This is a genomic window from Streptomyces sp. SYSU D01066-1, from assembly GCF_054956795.1.
Map to the genome: position 1 here is coordinate 1 of NZ_JBUDHV010000038.1, position 18,217 is coordinate 18,217.

The window sequence follows — 18,217 nt, forward strand, 5'->3', positions numbered from 1 at the left end:
AAACGCCCGGTTACATTCCGAACCCGGAAGCTAAGCCTTACAGCGCCGATGGTACTGCAGGGGGGACCCTGTGGGAGAGTAGGACGCCGCCGAACAATCATTCAAAGGGCTGGACCCGGAACTTTCGTTCCGGGTCCAGCCCTTTTTTATTATCTGTCACCTGTCGTTCACGTTCCGCAACCACCATCCAGGCATGGGTACTGCAGCAATGCTCAGGGCCGCCGGTGTCGGAGTCGGTGACGAGGTCGTCGTGCCGGCCTTCGGGAACGTGGAAGTCGCCGAGGCCGTCGCCCTCGCCGGTGCGATGCCGGTGTTCGCGGACATAGATCCGGTCACCTACTGCCTCGACCCCTCCAGCGTCGAGGCGGTCGTGGGACCACGGACCGCGGCCGTCGTGGCCGTCCACCGATTCGGCCGGCCGGCCGATCTGAAACGGCTGCACGACCTGGGGCGGCGGCACGGGCTGCTGGTGCTGCAGGAGGCCGAGCAGGGGGCGCCGTCGGACGAGATAGCGCAGCGCAGGCAGCGGGCCGCCTACCTCGACGCCAGGCTCCGGGGAGTGCGCACGCCCGATGGCGGGGACGGGCACACCTACGGCCAGTACGTGGTGCGGGTACTGGGGAACGGACGACCGGACCGGGACGCCTTCGCGCGGGCCGTGCGCAGCCGGGGAGTGGACTGTCGGGTGCCGGTGAAGACGCCCGTGCACCGGCTGCCCGAGTTCCGGCGCTGTGTGACGCTGCCGGAGACCGAGCGGGCCGCCGACGAGACCCTCGCGTTGCCCGTCGAAGCCTCGCTGACCAAGCGGGACATGCAGCGCATCGTCTCCGCGTGCAATGCCCTCGGAGGGCTGCTCCAGGCCGCCATGTGAGGTGGTTGGGAGCACGGCTGCGTTCGGGGTATGATCTATTCCGTTGCCGCGAGGAAAACCTCGAAAGCGACAGGCCCCTATAGCTCAGTCGGCAGAGCGTCTCCATGGTAAGGAGAAGGTCAACGGTTCGATTCCGTTTGGGGGCTCCGAAAAGAAAAGGCCCCGCCCGAATGGGCGGGGCCTTTCGCATGCCCTGACCGCTCTCGGCCTAGTCGTTGTGCGGCTCCGGTACGCGCATCGCCAGGATCGCCATGTCGTCGGACGGGGCGTCCGACGCGAAACGCTCCACGGCGCGCATGATGCGGGCGGCCACCGCGCCGGCCGTCAGCCCCGTGCAGGTGGTGAGGACGTCGGCGAGACCGTCGTCGCCCAGCATGCGGGTGCCCTCGCGACGCTCGGTGACGCCGTCCGTGACACAGAGCAGGACGTCGCCCGGGTCGAGGGTGACCGTCTGCTCGTACAGCTCCAGGTCGTCTATCACACCGAGGAGGGGCTGGGGCTCGGCGGCCGGTTCGACCGTGCCGTCCTGGCGGAGGCGCAGGGGGAGCGGGTGGCCGGCGCAGACCACCTTCAGTTCGGCGCCGCCGTCCGCCAGGGGGCGCATCTCGCCGTAGAGGAGGGTGAGGAAGCGGCTGCGCGCCCCCTCGTCGAGGATGGCGGAGTTCAGGCGCTCCAGGACCGCGGGGCCGCTGAGGCCCTCGCGGGCCAGCAGGCGCAGGGCGTGCCGGGCGAGACCGGTGACCGCCGCCGCGTTCGGGCCCGTGCCGCAGACGTCGCCGATGGCGAAGCCGTAGGCGCCGTCGCTGATGGGGAACAGGTCGTAGAAGTCGCCGCCGACCTCGTTGCCCTCGCCGGCCGCGCGGTAGATGACCTCGACCTCCATGCCGGGGATCTGCGGGAGCTCCGGAGGCAGGAGGCTGCGCTGGAGGGACTGGCTGATGGCCGTGCGCTCCGAGTAGAGGCGGGCGTTGTCCAGGGCGAGGGCGGCGCGGCGGGAGAGGTCCTCGGCCAGTTCCAGGATCTCCTGCCGGAAGTGCTCGTCGGTGGGTTTGCCGAGGGTCAGCATGCCGATGACGCGGTTGCGGGCGACCAGGGGGAGCACCACCGTCTCGCCGCCGACCGCGGAGGCCGTGGCCAGGGTCGGGCCGATGCCCGGGGTGACCTGGCGGGTGGGGGTGCTGCTGAGGCCGAGGCTGCGCATGGAGCTGCGGAGCGCCGCCTGGTGGGCGGTCTCGGCCGGGATGGTCCAGACGCGGGCGCCCGGGGTGGGGACCGGGTCGGGCGGCGGGATCCTGGAGAGCAGGGACTTGATGCCGTCGATCAGCTCCTCGTCCTCGTGCAGGACGTAGGAGAGGTACGGCTCCGAGGCCTGGTCGGCGATGGTGTAGACGGCGCACCAGGTGGCCAGGGTCGGGACCGTCATCTGGGCCATCAGGGCGAGGGTCTGGTCGCGGTCCAGGGTGCCGGCGAGGAGATCGGAGGCCTCGACGAGGAAGCTGAGGGAACCGCGGCGCAGGCGCTCCAGTTCACCCAGGCGGGCCGACTCGACGGCCAAGGCGATGCGGTCGGCCGCGAACTGCAGGCGCAGGGCCTCCTCGTTGGTGTAGCGGCCCGCCGCTTCCGCGGCGACGCCGAGGGAGCCGGTGAGGCGGCCCTCGACCTTGAGGGGGACGGTGACCACCGAGCGCATGCCCGTGCCGTTGAGCAGGGGGACGGCGCCCGGTACGGCGGCCAGGTCGTCGTGGACGGCCGGCATGCGGGCCGAGCCGTAGCGGCCGGGGCCCGCTTCCACGGGGACGCGGGCGAAGCGCTGGCGGGCGGAGGGCAGGCCGGTGGAGGCGCGGACCTCCAGCTCCGTCTCGTCGTCCGTGGCGAGCAGCAGGAAGGCGGCGTCGCCGTCGAGCATGTCGCGGGCGCGCTCGACCGTGCGCTGGAGGAGACCGTCGAGGTCGTCCGGGGCGGGGGAGCCGATGAAGACCTCGAAGGGGTCGGTGCTCTGGCCCTCGGGGGTGGTGTTCGTGTCGGAGGCGGTCACCCGCAACGGGGTCTGCAGGACCGCCCGTTCGTGGTCCCGGACGAGCAGGCAGACCGTGGAGGGTTCGCCCCCGGCGTCGCGGACCCGCAGGTGGGAGGCGTAGACCGGGATGACGCGGCCGTTGGCGCCGCGGATGCCGTAACTGCCCTCCCAGCGGGAGAGGCGCAGGGCCTCGACGATGCCGGTGCTGGTGCCCGGGGTGTGCGGCCAGGCGGCGAAGTCGGTCAGCGGTTTGCCGGTGACCTGCTCGGCCTGGTAGCCGAAGAGCTCCTCGGCGTCCTCGTTCCAGGCGGCGACGGCGCCGGTCCGGTCGATCTGGACGACCGCGACCCGTACCCGGCCGTCGGCCAGCGGCAGCAGGGCGGCGGGGAGGGCGGGGCCGGCGGCGCGGGTGCCCACGGGGCGCTCGGGGAGGGTGAGCCGGAACCAGACGGTCTTGTCGGTGGGCGTGTACTCGACGCCCCAGCGGTCGGCCAGCGCGGCGCAGAGCTGGAGACCGCGTCCGCCCTCCCGGTCGGGGCTGCCCATGTCGACGGGCGACGACTGGAGCGGAACTTCACGCTCCGGATAGTGGTCGGAGACCTCGATCCGCACGCCCTCGTCGCTGCGTAGGCAGACGACGTCGGCGGCGGTGCCCGCGTGCACCACCGCGTTGGTGACGAGTTCGCTGGTCAGCACCACGGCGTCGTCGACGATGTCGGCGTGTCCCCAGCCCTGGAGCGTGTCCCGGACGAAGGAGCGGGCGCTCGCGACCGATCGTCCGACGGGCTCGAAGCTGGCGGCCGCACGCGCGGTGATCACAGAACTCCTCGACCCTCTCTGTCCCTGCAGGGCTACGCCGCCGGCCGGAGCGTGCCGCTGCTGCGGCAGGCCTTCCGTCGGCTGGGGTTCCGGGGGCTGTCCCCCCGGCATCAGTCCGGTGGTCATGGTCCGGCCGCCCTCCGATGCCCGCTCGTCTCGTGCCACCGCCCAGGCCGGACGGAACCGGCACGGCTGGACAGCCGCATGCAAGGTTACTTACCTTCGCCGTCCAGGCGGATGCCGGTCTGCACTGTTTCCGCCCAGAGGGTGCGCCGACGGCGTGCGAAGCTGCCGAACTGTTATGGCCTGGTTCGGCCGGGATGAAACACTGGGCAGGCTTGCAGTGACGGTTCCGGCGGACCGAGTGCCGGCGGCGCACGGCGGGCAGCAGCCCTGGGTGCCGCCCGGCGGGACGGCGGGAGCGTGCGACAGCACAGGAAGCACCAGGCAGTAATCCGGTACGCCGAGACGGGGAACCGGGGCAAGCGGTGACGGTCGACCCCTGCGGGAGGGACACAGTGGAGTCTGGCGCAGCGACGCGGGGCACGAGAACGCGCGCGAAAGGCGGACGGTCCCTGGGGGATCAGGGCAAGAGGCGCAACGGGACCACTGTCGTGGACACGGCCTCCCTGAACCGGTTGCTGGCCGCCCTGGTGACCATGCGCGACGGGAACTTCCGCCGGCGCCTCACGGTGTCCGGGGACGGCGTGATGGCGGAGATCGCGGCCGTCTTCAACGAGGTGGCCGACCGCAATCTGCACCTGACGGGCGAGCTGGCGCGGGTGCGGCGGATGGTCGGGCGTGAGGGAAAGCTCACGGAGCGGCTGGAGACAGGGGCGTGCGAGGGGGCGTGGGCCACCGCGATCGACAACTCCAACGCGCTGGTGGACGACCTCGTACGCCCTGTCTCCGAGGTCGGCCGGGTGCTGACAGCGGTCGCCGAGGGCGATCTGTCACCGCGGATGGAGCTGCGTACGCAGACGGCGGAAGGGGCGGGGCAGCCGCTGCGCGGTGAGTTCCTGAAGGTCGGGCGGACGGTCAACAACCTGGTCGACCAGCTCTCGACGTTCACCGACGAGGTCACGCGGGTGGCCAGCGAGGTGGGCACCGAGGGGAAGCTGGGCGGGCAGGCCCGGGTGCGCGGCATGTCGGGCTCCTGGAAGGACCTCACCGACTCCGTCAACACGATGGCGTACCGGCTGACCGCGCAGGTGCGGGACATCGCGCTGGTGACCACCGCGGTCGCCAAGGGCGATCTGTCGCGCAAGGTCACGGTCGACGTGGCGGGCGAGATGCTGGAGCTGAAGAACACCGTCAACACGATGGTCGACCAGCTCTCCGCCTTCTCGTCGGAGGTGACGCGGGTAGCGCGCGAGGTGGGCACCGAGGGCGAGCTGGGCGGCCAGGCCCGGGTGCCGGAGGTGGCCGGCGTGTGGAAGGAGCTGACCGACTCCGTCAACACGATGGCCGGGAACCTGACCGCACAGGTGCGCGGGATCGCCGAGGTGACGACGGCGGTCGCCAACGGCGACCTGTCGCGGAAGGTGACCGTGCCGGCCCGGGGCGAGGTCGCGCAGCTCGCCGAGACGATCAACCAGATGACCGAGACGCTGCGGATCTTCGCGGACGAGGTCACGCGGGTGGCCAACGAGGTCGGTGCCGAGGGACAGCTCGGCGGCCAGGCGAACGTGCCGGGCGCGGCGGGGACCTGGAAGGACCTGACCGACTCGGTCAACACCGTGTTCCGGAACCTGACGACCCAGGTGCGGGACATCGCCGCCGTGACGACGGCGGTGGCCAACGGCGACCTGTCGCAGAAGGTCACCGTGGACGTGGCGGGCGAGATGCTGGAGCTGAAGAACACCGTCAACACGATGGTCGACCAGCTCTCCGCCTTCGGTGCCGAGGTGACGCGGGTGGCGCGCGAGGTCGGTGTCGAGGGCGAGCTGGGCGGGCAGGCGCAGGTGCCGGGGGCGGCGGGGACCTGGAAGGACCTGACCGACTCGGTCAACACCGCGTTCCGCAACCTCACCGGGCAGGTGCGCAACATCGCCCAGGTGACGACGGCGGTGGCCAACGGCGACCTGTCGCAGAAGGTCACCGTGGACGTCTCCGGCGAGATGCTCCAGCTGAAGAACACCGTGAACACGATGGTGGACCAGCTCTCCAGCTTCGCCGACCAGGTGACGCGGATGGCCCGGGACGTCGGCACCGAGGGGCGGCTCGGCGGTCAGGCGCGGGTGGACGGGGTGTCCGGGACCTGGAAGGAGCTGACCGACTCGGTCAACTTCATGGCCGGGAACCTGACGTCCCAGGTGCGGCAGATCGCCCAGGTGACGACGGCCGTGGCGCGCGGTGACCTGTCGCAGAAGATCGACGTGGACGCGCGTGGCGAGATCCTGGAACTCAAGAACACCATCAACACGATGGTGGACCAGCTGTCGTCGTTCGCCGAGCAGGTGACCCTGGTCGCCCGCGAGGTGGGTACGGAGGGACGGCTGGGCGGTCAGGCGCAGGTGCCCGGCGTGGCCGGTGTCTGGCGGGACCTGACCGACTCGGTGAACGGCATGGCCGGGAACCTCACCGCCCAGGTGCGCAACATCGCGCAGGTCGCGACCGCGGTGGCGCGCGGTGACCTGTCCCAGAAGATCACCGTGGACGCCCGCGGTGAGATCCTGGAGCTGAAGAACACCCTGAACACGATGGTGGACCAGCTCTCCTCCTTCGCCCAGGAGGTCACCCGCGTGGCCCGGGAGGTCGGCACGGAGGGCATTCTCGGCGGCCAGGCCGAGGTGCAGGGTGTCTCCGGCACCTGGAAGGACCTCACCCAGTCCGTCAACGGCATGGCGAACAACCTGACGCTCCAGGTGCGCAACATCGCCGAGGTCACGACCGCGGTCGCCAGGGGCGACCTGTCGAAGAAGATCACCGTCGACGCCAAGGGCGAGATCCTGGAACTGGTCACGACGGTCAACACGATGGTCGACCAGCTGTCCTCCTTCGCCGAGCAGGTCACCCGCGTGGCCCGGGAGGTGGGCACCGAGGGCATCCTGGGCGGGCAGGCGCACGTGCCGGGCATCACCGGCATCTGGAAGGACCTCAGCGGCAACGTCAACCTGATGGCCCAGAACCTGACGGTCCAGGTGCGGAACATCTCCCAGGTGGCCGCCGCCGTCGCCAACGGCGATCTGACGCGGACGGTGACGATCGAGGCGCGCGGCGAGGTCGCGCAGCTGGCCGACACCTTCAACACCATGGTGAAGACGCTGAGTTCCTTCGCCGACCAGGTCACCAAGGTGGCCCGGGAGGTCGGTACGGACGGCATCCTGGGCGGGCAGGCGCACGTCCCGGGCGTGGCCGGCACCTGGAGGGACCTCACCGAGTCGGTGAACCAGATGGCGTCCAACCTGACCGGCCAGGTGCGCAACATCGCCATGGTGACCACGGCCATCGCCAAGGGCGACCTCACCAAGAAGATCGACATCGACGCGCGCGGGGAGATCCTGGAGCTCAAGACCACCATCAACACCATGGTCGACCAGCTCTCGTCGTTCGCCGAGGAGGTCACCCGGGTCGCCCGCGAGGTGGGCACCGAGGGCCAGCTGGGCGGGCAGGCACGCGTGCGTGACGTCGACGGCACCTGGCGGGACCTGACGGAATCCGTGAACGAGATGGCCGGGAACCTCACCCGGCAGGTGCGCGCCATCGCGCGCGTGGCGACCGCGGTGACCCGCGGCGACCTGAACCTGAAGATCGACGTGGACGCCTCGGGGGAGATCTCCGAGCTGCAGGACTACATCAACAAGATGATCGCCAACCTGCGCGACACCACGATCGCCAACAAGGAGCAGGACTGGCTCAAGGGCAACCTGGCGCGCATCTCGGCGCTGATGCAGGGTCGCCGCGACCTCCAGGACGTCGCCTCGCTGATCATGAGCGAGCTGACGCCGGTGGTCTCCGCGCAGCACGGCGCGTTCTTCCTCGCCATGCCGCTCGTCGACGGGCAGGACCCGGCCGCCGCGGGGGAGGACCAGTACGAATTGCGGATGCTCGGCTCGTACGGTTACTCGATGGGGTCGATGCCGACCTCGTTCCGGCCGGGGGAGGCGCTGGTCGGGACGGCCGCGAAGGAGAAGCGCACGATCCTGGTGGAGAACGCGCCCAACGGCTATCTGAAGATCTCCTCCGGGCTCGGTGAGGCGCCGCCCGCGCAGGTGATCGTGTTGCCGGTGCTGTTCGAGGGTCAGGTGCTCGGGGTCATCGAACTGGCGTCGTTCACGCCGTTCACGCAGATCCAGAAGGACTTCCTCAACCAGATCGCCGAGATGATCGCGACCAGCGTCAACACCATCTCGGTCAACACCAAGACCGAGGTGCTGCTGAAGCAGTCGCAGGAGCTGACCGAGCAACTGCGGGACCGGTCGGAGGAGTTGGAGCAGCGGCAGAAGGCGCTCCAGGCGTCCAACGCCGAACTGGAGGAGAAGGCCGAGCTGCTGGCCCAGCAGAACCGCGACATCGAGGTGAAGAACACCGAGATCGAGGAGGCCCGGCAGGTCCTGGAGGAGCGCGCCGAGCAGCTCGCCGTGTCGATGCGCTACAAGAGCGAGTTCCTGGCCAACATGTCCCACGAGTTGCGTACGCCGCTCAACTCGCTGCTGATCCTGGCCAAGCTGCTCGCCGACAACGCCGAGGGGAACCTGTCCCCGAAGCAGGTCGAGTTCGCCGAGACCATCCACGGGGCCGGTTCCGACCTGCTCCAGCTCATCAACGACATCCTGGACCTGTCCAAGGTCGAGGCGGGCAAGATGGACGTCTCGCCGACGCGCATCGCGCTGGTCCAGCTCGTCGACTACGTGGAGGCCACCTTCCGGCCGCTGACCGCCGAGAAGGGCCTCGACCTGTCGGTGCGGGTCTCGCCGGAGCTGCCCGCCACGCTGCACACCGACGAGCAGCGGCTGCTCCAGGTGCTGCGCAACCTGCTGTCCAACGCGGTGAAGTTCACCGACTCCGGCTCGGTCGAGCTGGTCATCCGGCCGGCCCGGGACGACGTACCGCAGCGCATCCGGGAGCAGTTGCTGGAGGCCGGTTCGCTGACCGACCCGGGGGCCGCGCTGATCGCCTTCTCGGTGACCGACACCGGGATCGGCATCGCGGCCGGCAAGATGCGGGTGATCTTCGAGGCGTTCAAGCAGGCCGACGGCACCACCAGCCGCAAGTACGGCGGTACCGGCCTCGGGCTGTCGATCTCCCGGGAGATCGCCCAGCTGCTCGGCGGCGAGATCCACGCCCAGAGCGAACCGGGCCGCGGCTCGACGTTCACGCTGTACCTGCCGCTGCACCTCAGTGAGCTGCCGCCGCAGGGCTACCAGCAGCCGGCGGCCGCGCTGGAGGCCGGTGACCCGGCGTCGGCGGGCGAGCGGGACGAGGAGGCGGAGCCGCCGGTCGAGACGCCCGCCGAGGTGAAGTCGTACCAGGAGACGCGGAACGGTCCCGCCGCGCTGTTCCGGCGCCGCCGCAGGGCGCTGCCGGAGCTGCCCGAGGCCGAGTTGCGGCCCGCGCCGCGGGAGGACCGGTCGGCCGCGGAGCCGGAGGCGGCGCCGCAGTCGGTCCGGGGCATTCGGTTCGGCGGCGAGAAGGTGTTGATCGTCGACGACGACATCCGCAACGTGTTCGCGCTCACCAGCGTCCTGGAGCAGCACGGCCTGTCCGTGCTGTACGCGGAGAACGGGCGTGAGGGCATCGAGGTGCTGGAGCAGCACGAGGACGTGGCGGTGGTGCTGATGGACATCATGATGCCCGAGATGGACGGGTACGCGACGACCACGGCGATCCGCCGGATGCCCCAGTTCGCCGGGTTGCCGATCGTCGCGCTGACCGCCAAGGCGATGAAGGGCGACCGGGAGAAGGCCATCGAGTCCGGCGCCTCCGACTACGTGACCAAGCCGGTCGACCCCGACCACCTGCTGACGGTCATGCAGGAGTGGATGCGGGGGGCTTGACTTGAGCGGTAGCGGCGGCAGCAGGGGCGAGCGGCGCACCGGCGGTACGGGCGAGGGGTGCCCCGGTGGCAGGGCCAGGGGTGCCCCGGCGGTAGGTTCGGTGGACGTGCGAACGTAGTACCGACGGGCCACCGAGGGACACGGCGGGAACCTCCGGCGGCACGCGGAGTCGCTGACTCAGCGTGCCCGAAGCCGTGTAGAGGCACGGGATTCGGGGAACCTTCTGGTCCCCTGCCGCGTTTCTGCTACGTGCACAGTGACATCTCGGTGACAGGGTGTGGCGACAGGCGGGGTGCGGCTACGATGACCGGCACAAGGACGGGCGGCGCAAGGGAGTCGTCCCCGGGGGCGGCACCGGCCGGTGCATCCCCGAGTCCTGTGGACAGGGGAGGCCCCACGCCGGGGCGAGGAGGGCGGGCCATGGTGCAGAAGGCCAAGATCCTCCTGGTCGATGACCGGCCGGAGAATCTGCTGGCGCTGGAGGCGATCCTCTCGGCGCTCGATCAGACACTGGTACGGGCATCGTCCGGGGAGGAAGCGCTCAAAGCACTGCTCACGGATGACTTCGCGGTCATTCTGCTGGACGTCCAGATGCCGGGCATGGACGGTTTCGAGACCGCGGCGCACATCAAGCGGCGGGAGCGGACCCGGGACATCCCGATCATCTTCCTCACCGCGATCAACCACGGACCGCACCACACCTTCCGCGGTTACGCGGCCGGCGCGGTGGACTACATCTCCAAGCCGTTCGATCCCTGGGTGCTGCGCGCGAAGGTCTCCGTCTTCGTCGATCTCTACATGAAGAACTGCCAGCTGCGGGAGCAGGCGTCCCTGCTGCGCCTGCAGTTGGAGGGCGCGGGCGGCAGGTCCCCGTCCGGCGAGGCCAGGGAGTCCGCCGGACTGCTCGCCGAGCTGTCGGCGCGGCTGGCCGCCGTCGAGGAGCAGGCCGAGGCGCTCTCCAAACAGCTGGGTGACGAGTCGGCGGACGCCGCGGCGGTGGCCACGGCGGCCCATCTGGAGCGCAAGCTGACCGGACTGCGGCGGGCGCTGGACGCGTTGGAGCCGGGCTCCGGTGGTCAGACCCCGGCCAACTGAGGCGCGGCCCCGGCGTTCTGGCGGCGGCGCTTCGACGGTGACAGCGGGCCGGCCGACGCCCTGACGGCGACGCCCCCTGAGGCCGCGTCAGCGTCCTCGGCGAAGGCGTCAGTTCCGGTCCACCACGCCGACGACACGAACGGGTGAAGCAGTGGGCACACGTGTCCCCCGCCGTCTCCCCCGGTAACCTCACATCCATGGCCTCACGTCCCTCCGCAGCCAAGAAGCAGCCCACCAAGAAGGCGGCTCCCGCGAAGGCTCCGGCGAGGAAGGCCGTCGCGAAGAAAGCGCCCGCCAAGAGGGTCCCCGCCAAGAGGGCGCCCGCCAGGAAGGCCGCGGTGAAGAAGCCCGCGCCCAGGCCGGCCCCCAGCCCGACCAGTGGTGTCCTCCGGCTCGTCCGCGCGCTCTGGCTGGGCCTGGCGCACGCTGTCGGCGCCGTCTTCCGCGGCGTGGGGCAGGGCGCCAGGAACCTCGACCCGGCCCACCGCAAGGACGGCGTCGCGCTGCTGCTGCTCGCCATCGCGCTGATCGTCGCCGCGGGCACCTGGGCCGACTTGGAGGGCCCGGTCGGCGATCTCGTCGAGATCCTGGTCACCGGCGCCTTCGGCCGGCTCGACCTGCTCGTGCCGATCCTGCTCGGGACCGTCGCCGTGCGCCTCATCCGGCACCCGGAGAAGCCCGAGGCCAACGGCCGCATCGTGATCGGCCTCTCGGCGCTCGTCATCGGCGTGCTCGGCCAGATCCACATCGCCTGCGGCTCGCCCGCGCGCGGCGACGGCATGCAGGGGATAAGGGACGCCGGCGGGCTGATCGGCTGGGCGGCGGCGACCCCGCTGTCGTACACCATGACCGACGTGCTGGCGGTGCCGCTGCTGGTGCTGCTCACCGTCTTCGGGCTGCTGGTCGTCACCGCCACGCCCGTCAACGCCGTGCCGCAGCGGCTGCGGCTGCTGGGCGTCCGGCTCGGCCTGGTCCGTGACCCGGAGGCGGAGGGGTTCGCCGCCGCCGACGACGAGTGGTACGAGGAGCCGTGGCGCGAGACGCCGCCCGCCCGGTCCCGCAGGCGCCCGGGGCCCGCCCCGCAGACGTACGATCCCGGCGCGGCACAGGAGGAGGCGCTCACCGGGCGCCGTGGCCGGCCCCGGCGGGCCGTCGCGCAGGCCGACGGGACCCGTCGGATGGACGCCGTGGACGTCGCCGCCGCGGCCGCCGCCGCGCTGGACGGTGCGGTCCTGCACGGGATGCCGCCGTCGCCGCTGGTCGCCGACCTCACCCAGGGGGTGAGCACGGGGGAGCGGGAGCAGACGACGCCCACTCCCGTACCGGCCCCCGCCTCCACCGCGAAGCCGGTCCCGCAGGCCCGCCCCGAGCAGGGCGAAACGCGCGGCGGCGCCGTCCCGGACCTCACCAAGAAGCCGCCGGCCCAGGAGCGCGAGCTGCCGCCGCGCGCCGAACAGCTCCAGCTCTCCGGGGACATCACCTACGCCCTGCCGTCCCTGGACCTGCTCACGCGCGGTGGCCCGGGCAAGTCCCGCAGCGCGGCCAACGACGCCGTGGTGGAGGCGCTGACCACAGTCTTCACCGAGTTCAAGGTCGACGCCGCGGTCACCGGCTTCACCCGCGGGCCGACGGTCACGCGGTACGTGGTGGAACTCGGTCCGGCCGTGAAGGTCGAGCGGGTCACCGCCCTCACCAAGAACATCGCGTACGCCGTCGCCAGCCCCGACGTGCGGATCATCAGCCCGATCCCCGGCAAGTCCGCGGTCGGCATCGAGATCCCGAACACCGACCGGGAGATGGTCAACCTCGGCGATGTGCTGCGGCTCGCGGAGTCCGCCGAGGACGACGACCCGATGCTGGTCGCCTTCGGCAAGGACGTCGAGGGCGGCTACGTCATGGACTCGCTGGCGAAGATGCCGCACATGCTGGTGGCCGGCGCCACCGGCTCCGGCAAGTCGTCCTGCATCAACTGCCTGATCACGTCGATCATGATGCGGGCGACCCCCGAGGACGTCCGGCTGATCCTCGTCGACCCCAAGCGCGTCGAGCTGACCGCCTACGAGGGCATCCCGCACCTGATCACGCCGATCATCACCAACCCCAAGCGGGCCGCCGAGGCCCTCCAGTGGGTCGTACGGGAGATGGACCTCAGGTACGACGACCTGGCGGCGTACGGCTACCGGCACATCGACGACTTCAACCGCGCGGTGCGCGAGGGCAGGGTCAAGCCGCCCGAGGGCAGCGAGCGCGAGCTCCAGCCGTACCCGTATCTGCTGGTGATCGTGGACGAGTTGGCCGACCTGATGATGGTCGCGCCACGGGACGTCGAGGACGCGATCGTGCGGATCACGCAGCTCGCGCGCGCGGCCGGCATCCACCTGGTGCTCGCCACCCAGCGGCCGTCGGTGGACGTCGTGACCGGACTGATCAAGGCGAACGTGCCCTCGCGGCTGGCATTCGCCACGTCGTCGCTGGCGGACTCGCGGGTCATCCTCGACCAGCCCGGCGCCGAGAAGCTGATCGGCAAGGGCGACGGTCTCTTCCTGCCGATGGGCGCGAACAAACCGACCCGCATGCAGGGCGCCTTCGTGACCGAGGAGGAGGTCGCGGCGGTCGTCCGGCACTGCAAGGAGCAGATGGCGCCCGTCTTCCGGGACGACGTCACCGTGGGCACCAAGCAGAAGAAGGAGATCGACGAAGACATCGGCGACGACCTGGACCTGCTGTGCCAGGCGGCCGAGCTGGTGGTCTCCACCCAGTTCGGGTCGACGTCCATGCTCCAGCGCAAGCTGCGGGTCGGCTTCGCCAAGGCGGGGCGGCTGATGGACCTCATGGAGTCGCGGAACATCGTCGGGCCGAGCGAAGGCTCAAAGGCTCGTGACGTTCTTGTGAAGCCTGACGAGCTGGACGGCGTGCTGGCCGTGATCCGGGGGGAGTCTGAAGCATAGGGCCGGGGCGGGAGCCGTGACCCATCCGCAATCGATCAGTGGGCAACCGTTTCCCGGCGGCGTACGTCACATTGACCGAAACGACGAACAACTGCTCCATCATCGGTCCGCCGGGCCGGTGGATCCGTCCGAAGGGCCGTTTTGGCGGCCGGCCGGGCGATCAGTCGGACAGCCGTCGGGTGATCAGTCCGAAGGCCGTTCCGACGGCCGTTCCGACGACCATTCCGATGGCGTACAAAGTACGACCGTCCGGTTGCCCCACCCGTTCGTACCCCCCCTAGACTGAATGTCCAGCACAGGCGGCCAACCGCTCGAAAGGCGCCCCCGTGTCCATCGGCAACTCTCCCGGTAACTCCCCTGAAGACGAGCGTCCGTTCGAGGGCGTGTCCGACGACGTGCCTGAGGAAGCCCGCCCCTCCATCGGCCATCTCCTGCGGCAGGCGCGGATCGCCGCCGGGCTGACCGTCGACGACATCAGCAGTGCCACCCGGGTGCGGATCGCCATCGTGCGCGCCATCGAGGCCGATGACTTCGCGCCCTGCGGCGGTGACGTCTACGCCCGAGGGCACATCCGTACGCTGGCCAGGGCCGTCGATCTGGACCCGGCGCCCCTGCTCGAACAGTTCGCGGCCGAGCGCGGCGGACGTCCCGCACCGACCCCCGCCGCCCCCCTGTTCGAGGCGGAGCGCATCCGTCCCGAGCGGCGCGGGCCCAACTGGACCGCGGCCATGGTCGCCGCGATCGTGGCCGTGATCGGTTTCGTCGGGTTCACCATGGTCAAGGGCGGTGACGACGACGCCGCCGAGGCCAACGTGGCCGAGGGCGCCGCGCCCACCGCGAGCGGGTCCGCCTCCGCGTCCGCCGAGCCCGCGAAGCCCGCCGACCCCAAGCCGACCGACAGCGCCATCGCCGCCGTACCGCAGGACAAGGTGACCGTCCGGGTCAGCGCCACGGACGGCCGCAGCTGGATCTCCGTCAAGGACCACAACGGCCGGTCGATCTTCGACGGGACGCTCGACCAGGGCGAGTCCAGGACGTTCCAGGACGAGGAGAAGGTGGACCTCGTCCTCGGCGACGCCGGCGCGATCCAGTTGCATGTGAACGGCAAGGAGGTCGAGGACGACTTCCAGCCGGGTGCGGTGGAGCGGCTGACGTACACCAAGGGCGATCCGCAGGCCGGATGACAGGCCGGACAGAGGGACGGACGAAGGGGCGACGAAGGAGCCGGGGACGGGACCCGGCGAGGCGGGACGGAACGGGGTTGGCCGGGATCGGCCAACCCCGTCGACGTGGGCTGTCGGCGGGACGAAGTAGTCTTGAGCCCATGCCTGAAAGCCGCACCGTCGCACTCGTCACCCTTGGCTGCGCCCGTAACGAGGTGGACTCGGAAGAGCTCGCAGGCCGTCTGGAGGCGGACGGCTGGAAGCTAGTCGAGGACGCCGAGGACGCGGACGTCGCCGTGGTGAACACGTGCGGCTTCGTCGAGGCCGCCAAGAAGGACTCCGTCGACGCCCTCCTGGAAGCCAACGACCTCAAGGGCCATGGGAGAACGCAGGCCGTGGTGGCGGTGGGCTGCATGGCCGAGCGGTACGGCAAGGAACTCGCCGAGGCCCTCCCCGAGGCGGACGGCGTGCTCGGCTTCGACGACTACGCCGACATCTCCGACCGGCTGCGGACCATCCTCGGCGGTGGCATCCACGCCGCGCACACCCCGCGCGACCGGCGCAAGCTGCTGCCGATCAGCCCCGCCGAGCGCCAGCAGGCAGGCACCGCCGTCGCCCTGCCCGGGCACGGCCCGACCGACCTCCCGGAAGGCGTCGCCCCCGCCTCCGGACCCCGCGCGCCGCTGCGCCGCCGTCTGGACGGTGCCCCGGTGGCCTCGGTGAAGCTCGCCTCCGGCTGCGACCGGCGCTGCTCCTTCTGCGCCATCCCCTCCTTCCGCGGCTCCTTCATCTCGCGCCGCCCGAGCGACGTGCTGAACGAGACGCGGTGGCTGGCCGAGCAGGGCGTCAAGGAGATCATGCTGGTCTCCGAGAACAACACCTCCTACGGCAAGGACCTCGGCGACATCCGCCTGCTGGAGTCCCTGCTGCCCGACCTGGCCGAGGTCGACGGCATCGAGCGGGTCCGCGTCAGCTACCTCCAGCCGGCCGAGATGCGTCCGGGTCTGATCGACGTACTCACCGGAACCCCGAAGGTCGCCCCGTACTTCGACCTCTCCTTCCAGCACTCCGCGCCGGCCGTGCTGCGCGCGATGCGCCGCTTCGGGGACACCGACCGCTTCCTGGAACTGCTCGACACCATCCGGAGCAAGGCGCCCGAGGCGGGCGTGCGCTCCAACTTCATCGTGGGCTTCCCCGGTGAGAGCGAGGCCGACCTGGCCGAGCTGGAACGGTTCCTGAACCACGCGCGGCTGGACGCCATCGGCGTCTTCGGCTACTCCGACGAGGAGGGCACCGAGGCGGCCGGCTACGACGGCAAGCTGGACCAGGACGTGGTCGCCGAGCGGCTGGCGCGGGTCTCCCGGCTGGCGGAGGAACTCGTCTCGCAGCGCGCCGAGGAGCGCCTGGGCTCGACCGTGCGGGTGCTCGTGGAGTCCGTGGACTCCTCCGACGGCGAGGAGGGCGTGTCCGGGCGGGCCGCGCACCAGGCGCCCGAGACGGACGGCCAGGTGCTGCTCACGACGGGCGAGGGGCTGGCCGTCGGTCGTATGGTCGACGCGAAGGTGGTCGGCACGGAAGGTGTCGACCTGGTGGCGGAGCCGCTGGAGGGTTCGTTCGGCGACGCCCCCTCCGGCGGGGGCGCTGCCGCGTGTACTGAGGAGGCGGGCAGATGACCGGAGTACCGGCGTCGGCGGCGGGAGGCCCCTCCGGCGCGCGGCGGGTCGGCCCGCGTACGGCACAGGGTGTGGTGTCGGGCGTGGCACCGGGTGTGGTGTCGGGGACGGTTTCGGGAGCGGCTCCGAGCGGGGCTTCGGGCAGGGCTCCGGGTGGAGTGCAGCGCCGAGGTGTGCTGGAGCGCACGGGCCAGGGAGCGGGAGCCGGCGGCAGCGGTGGCGAGAGCGGTCGCGCGGCCGGTGAACGCGGACCGGGCGTCGGGGGCGCCGTCGCCCGCGGCGGTGTCCAGCGGGGCGGTGCACGGCCGGAGGGAGGGCGTCCGGACGGCGTCCAGCGGAGCGGCGCGCAGGAAAGCGGCGTTCAGCGGGGCGGTGCGCAACGGGGCGGTGCGCAGCGGAAGATCGTGGCCGCGGCCGTCGACCAGGCGAGTGTCTGGAACGTGGCCAATCTGCTGACGATGCTGCGTCTGGTCCTCGTGCCGGTCTTCGTCGCGCTGATGCTCGGCAACGGCGGATACGACCCGGCCTGGCGCTCGTTCGCCTGGGCCGCCTTCGCCATCGCCATGATCACTGATCTCTTCGACGGCCATCTGGCGCGTACGTACAACCTGGTCACCGACTTCGGGAAGATCGCCGACCCCATCGCCGACAAGGCGATCATGGGAGCGGCGCTGATCTGTCTTTCCGCCCTGGGCGATCTGCCCTGGTGGGTCACGGCCGTCATCCTGGGCCGGGAACTCGGGATCACCCTGCTGCGTTTCCTGGTCATCCGGTACGGCGTGATCCCCGCCAGCCGGGGCGGCAAGCTCAAGACCCTCACCCAGGGCGTGGCCGTCGGCATGTATGTGCTGGCGTTGACGGGGCCCCTGGCGACCCTGAGGTTCTGGGTGATGGCCGTGGCGGTCGTCCTGACCGTGGCGACCGGCCTTGACTATGTGAAACAGGCCATTGTGCTGCGCAGACAGGGAATCGCCGAGCGCGAGGCGGCGTTGAAGGAGACGGAAGTTTGAGTTCCGAGGCCGCCGACGTGGTGCGACTACTGAAGGTGAGCGGTGCGACCCTCGCGGTCGCCGAGTCACTCACCGGTGGTCTGGTCGCGGCGCAGCTCACCTCGGTCCCCGGTGCCTCCAAGGTGTTCCGGGGCTCGGTCACCGCCTACGCCACCGAGCTGAAGCACCGACTGCTCGGAGTGGACGCCGCTCTGCTGGCGGCGCGTGGCGCGGTGGACCCGCAGGTCGCGCTCCAGATGGCGGCAGGTGTACGGAAGGCCCTGGGCGCGGACTGGGGCGTCGCGACAACGGGCGTCGCGGGCCCGGACCCGCAGGACGGCCAGGCCGTCGGGACCGTCTTCGTGGCCGTTTGCGGCCCGGACGGAGCGGGCACCGGTTCTGCCCCTGGCGGAAAAGTGGAGGCGCTGCGGTTGAACGGTGACCGTGCGGAAATCCGTAGGGAGAGCGTACGGAGCGTACTCGCCCTGCTTCTGAGGGAGCTGGCGCACGAACAGACCGGGAATGAGCTGGCACAGGATACGGAACAGAACGGGGGGTTTTGATGTTTGCAGCCCTGAGTGAACACGACATCGCTCCCCGCACGGCCGCGGCGCTAGGCGGTACGGTGGGGCGAGAAGGATGC

General features: G+C 70.8%; 9 protein-coding genes, 1 tRNA gene and 1 rRNA gene. 10 read left to right on the forward strand and 1 reads right to left on the reverse strand.

Annotation, left to right across the window (positions count from 1 at the left end; all coding sequences use genetic code 11):
• The 3 genes from rrf to ACY1JF_RS26430 all read left to right on the forward strand — a co-directional run.
• A 5S ribosomal RNA gene (rrf, locus tag ACY1JF_RS26420) occupies nt 1-95 on the forward strand; the annotation flags it as partial.
• Nucleotides 96-208: 113 nt separating this feature from the next.
• Entirely contained in the window at nt 209-871 is a 663-nt protein-coding gene (locus ACY1JF_RS26425) for a DegT/DnrJ/EryC1/StrS family aminotransferase (RefSeq protein ID WP_462707814.1), read from the forward strand.
• Nucleotides 872-944: 73 nt separating this feature from the next.
• Nucleotides 945-1,017 (forward strand) — tRNA-Thr (locus ACY1JF_RS26430).
• Nucleotides 1,018-1,079: 62 nt separating this feature from the next.
• On the opposite strand, the gene ACY1JF_RS26435 is transcribed toward ACY1JF_RS26430, so the two are convergent.
• On the reverse strand, nt 1,080-3,833 hold the full coding sequence (locus ACY1JF_RS26435; protein WP_462707760.1) for a SpoIIE family protein phosphatase: 2,754 nt from the start codon (nt 3,831-3,833) through the stop codon (nt 1,080-1,082).
• A 392-nt stretch (nt 3,834-4,225) separates the two neighbouring features.
• On the opposite strand from ACY1JF_RS26435, the gene ACY1JF_RS26440 reads away from it, so the two are divergent.
• From ACY1JF_RS26440 to ACY1JF_RS26470, 7 genes are all read left to right on the forward strand, one after another.
• Complete coding sequence (locus ACY1JF_RS26440; RefSeq protein WP_462707761.1) at nt 4,226-9,706, forward strand: HAMP domain-containing protein; 5,481 nt, start codon at nt 4,226-4,228, stop codon at nt 9,704-9,706.
• Nucleotides 9,707-10,126: 420 nt separating this feature from the next.
• Entirely contained in the window at nt 10,127-10,801 is a 675-nt protein-coding gene (locus ACY1JF_RS26445) for a response regulator (protein WP_462707762.1), read from the forward strand.
• A gap of 197 nt (nt 10,802-10,998) precedes the next feature.
• Nucleotides 10,999-13,749 carry a DNA translocase FtsK gene (locus ACY1JF_RS26450; protein WP_462707763.1) on the forward strand — a complete coding sequence of 917 codons (2,751 nt, stop codon included), beginning with the start codon at nt 10,999-11,001 and terminating at the stop codon, nt 13,747-13,749.
• A 326-nt stretch (nt 13,750-14,075) separates the two neighbouring features.
• Nucleotides 14,076-14,933 carry a helix-turn-helix domain-containing protein gene (locus tag ACY1JF_RS26455; protein ID WP_462707764.1) on the forward strand — a complete coding sequence of 286 codons (858 nt, stop codon included), beginning with the start codon at nt 14,076-14,078 and terminating at the stop codon, nt 14,931-14,933.
• 140 nt (nt 14,934-15,073) lie between these two features.
• Complete coding sequence (gene rimO / locus ACY1JF_RS26460) at nt 15,074-16,585, forward strand: 30S ribosomal protein S12 methylthiotransferase RimO (RefSeq protein ID WP_462707765.1); 1,512 nt, start codon at nt 15,074-15,076, stop codon at nt 16,583-16,585.
• Complete coding sequence (gene pgsA, locus ACY1JF_RS26465; protein ID WP_462707766.1) at nt 16,582-17,595, forward strand: CDP-diacylglycerol--glycerol-3-phosphate 3-phosphatidyltransferase; 1,014 nt, start codon at nt 16,582-16,584, stop codon at nt 17,593-17,595. The genes rimO and pgsA overlap by 4 nt, the downstream gene beginning before the upstream one ends.
• Complete coding sequence (locus tag ACY1JF_RS26470) at nt 17,592-18,137, forward strand: CinA family protein (protein ID WP_462707767.1); 546 nt, start codon at nt 17,592-17,594, stop codon at nt 18,135-18,137. The genes pgsA and ACY1JF_RS26470 overlap by 4 nt, the downstream gene beginning before the upstream one ends.
• Nucleotides 18,138-18,217: the final 80 nt, after the last annotated feature.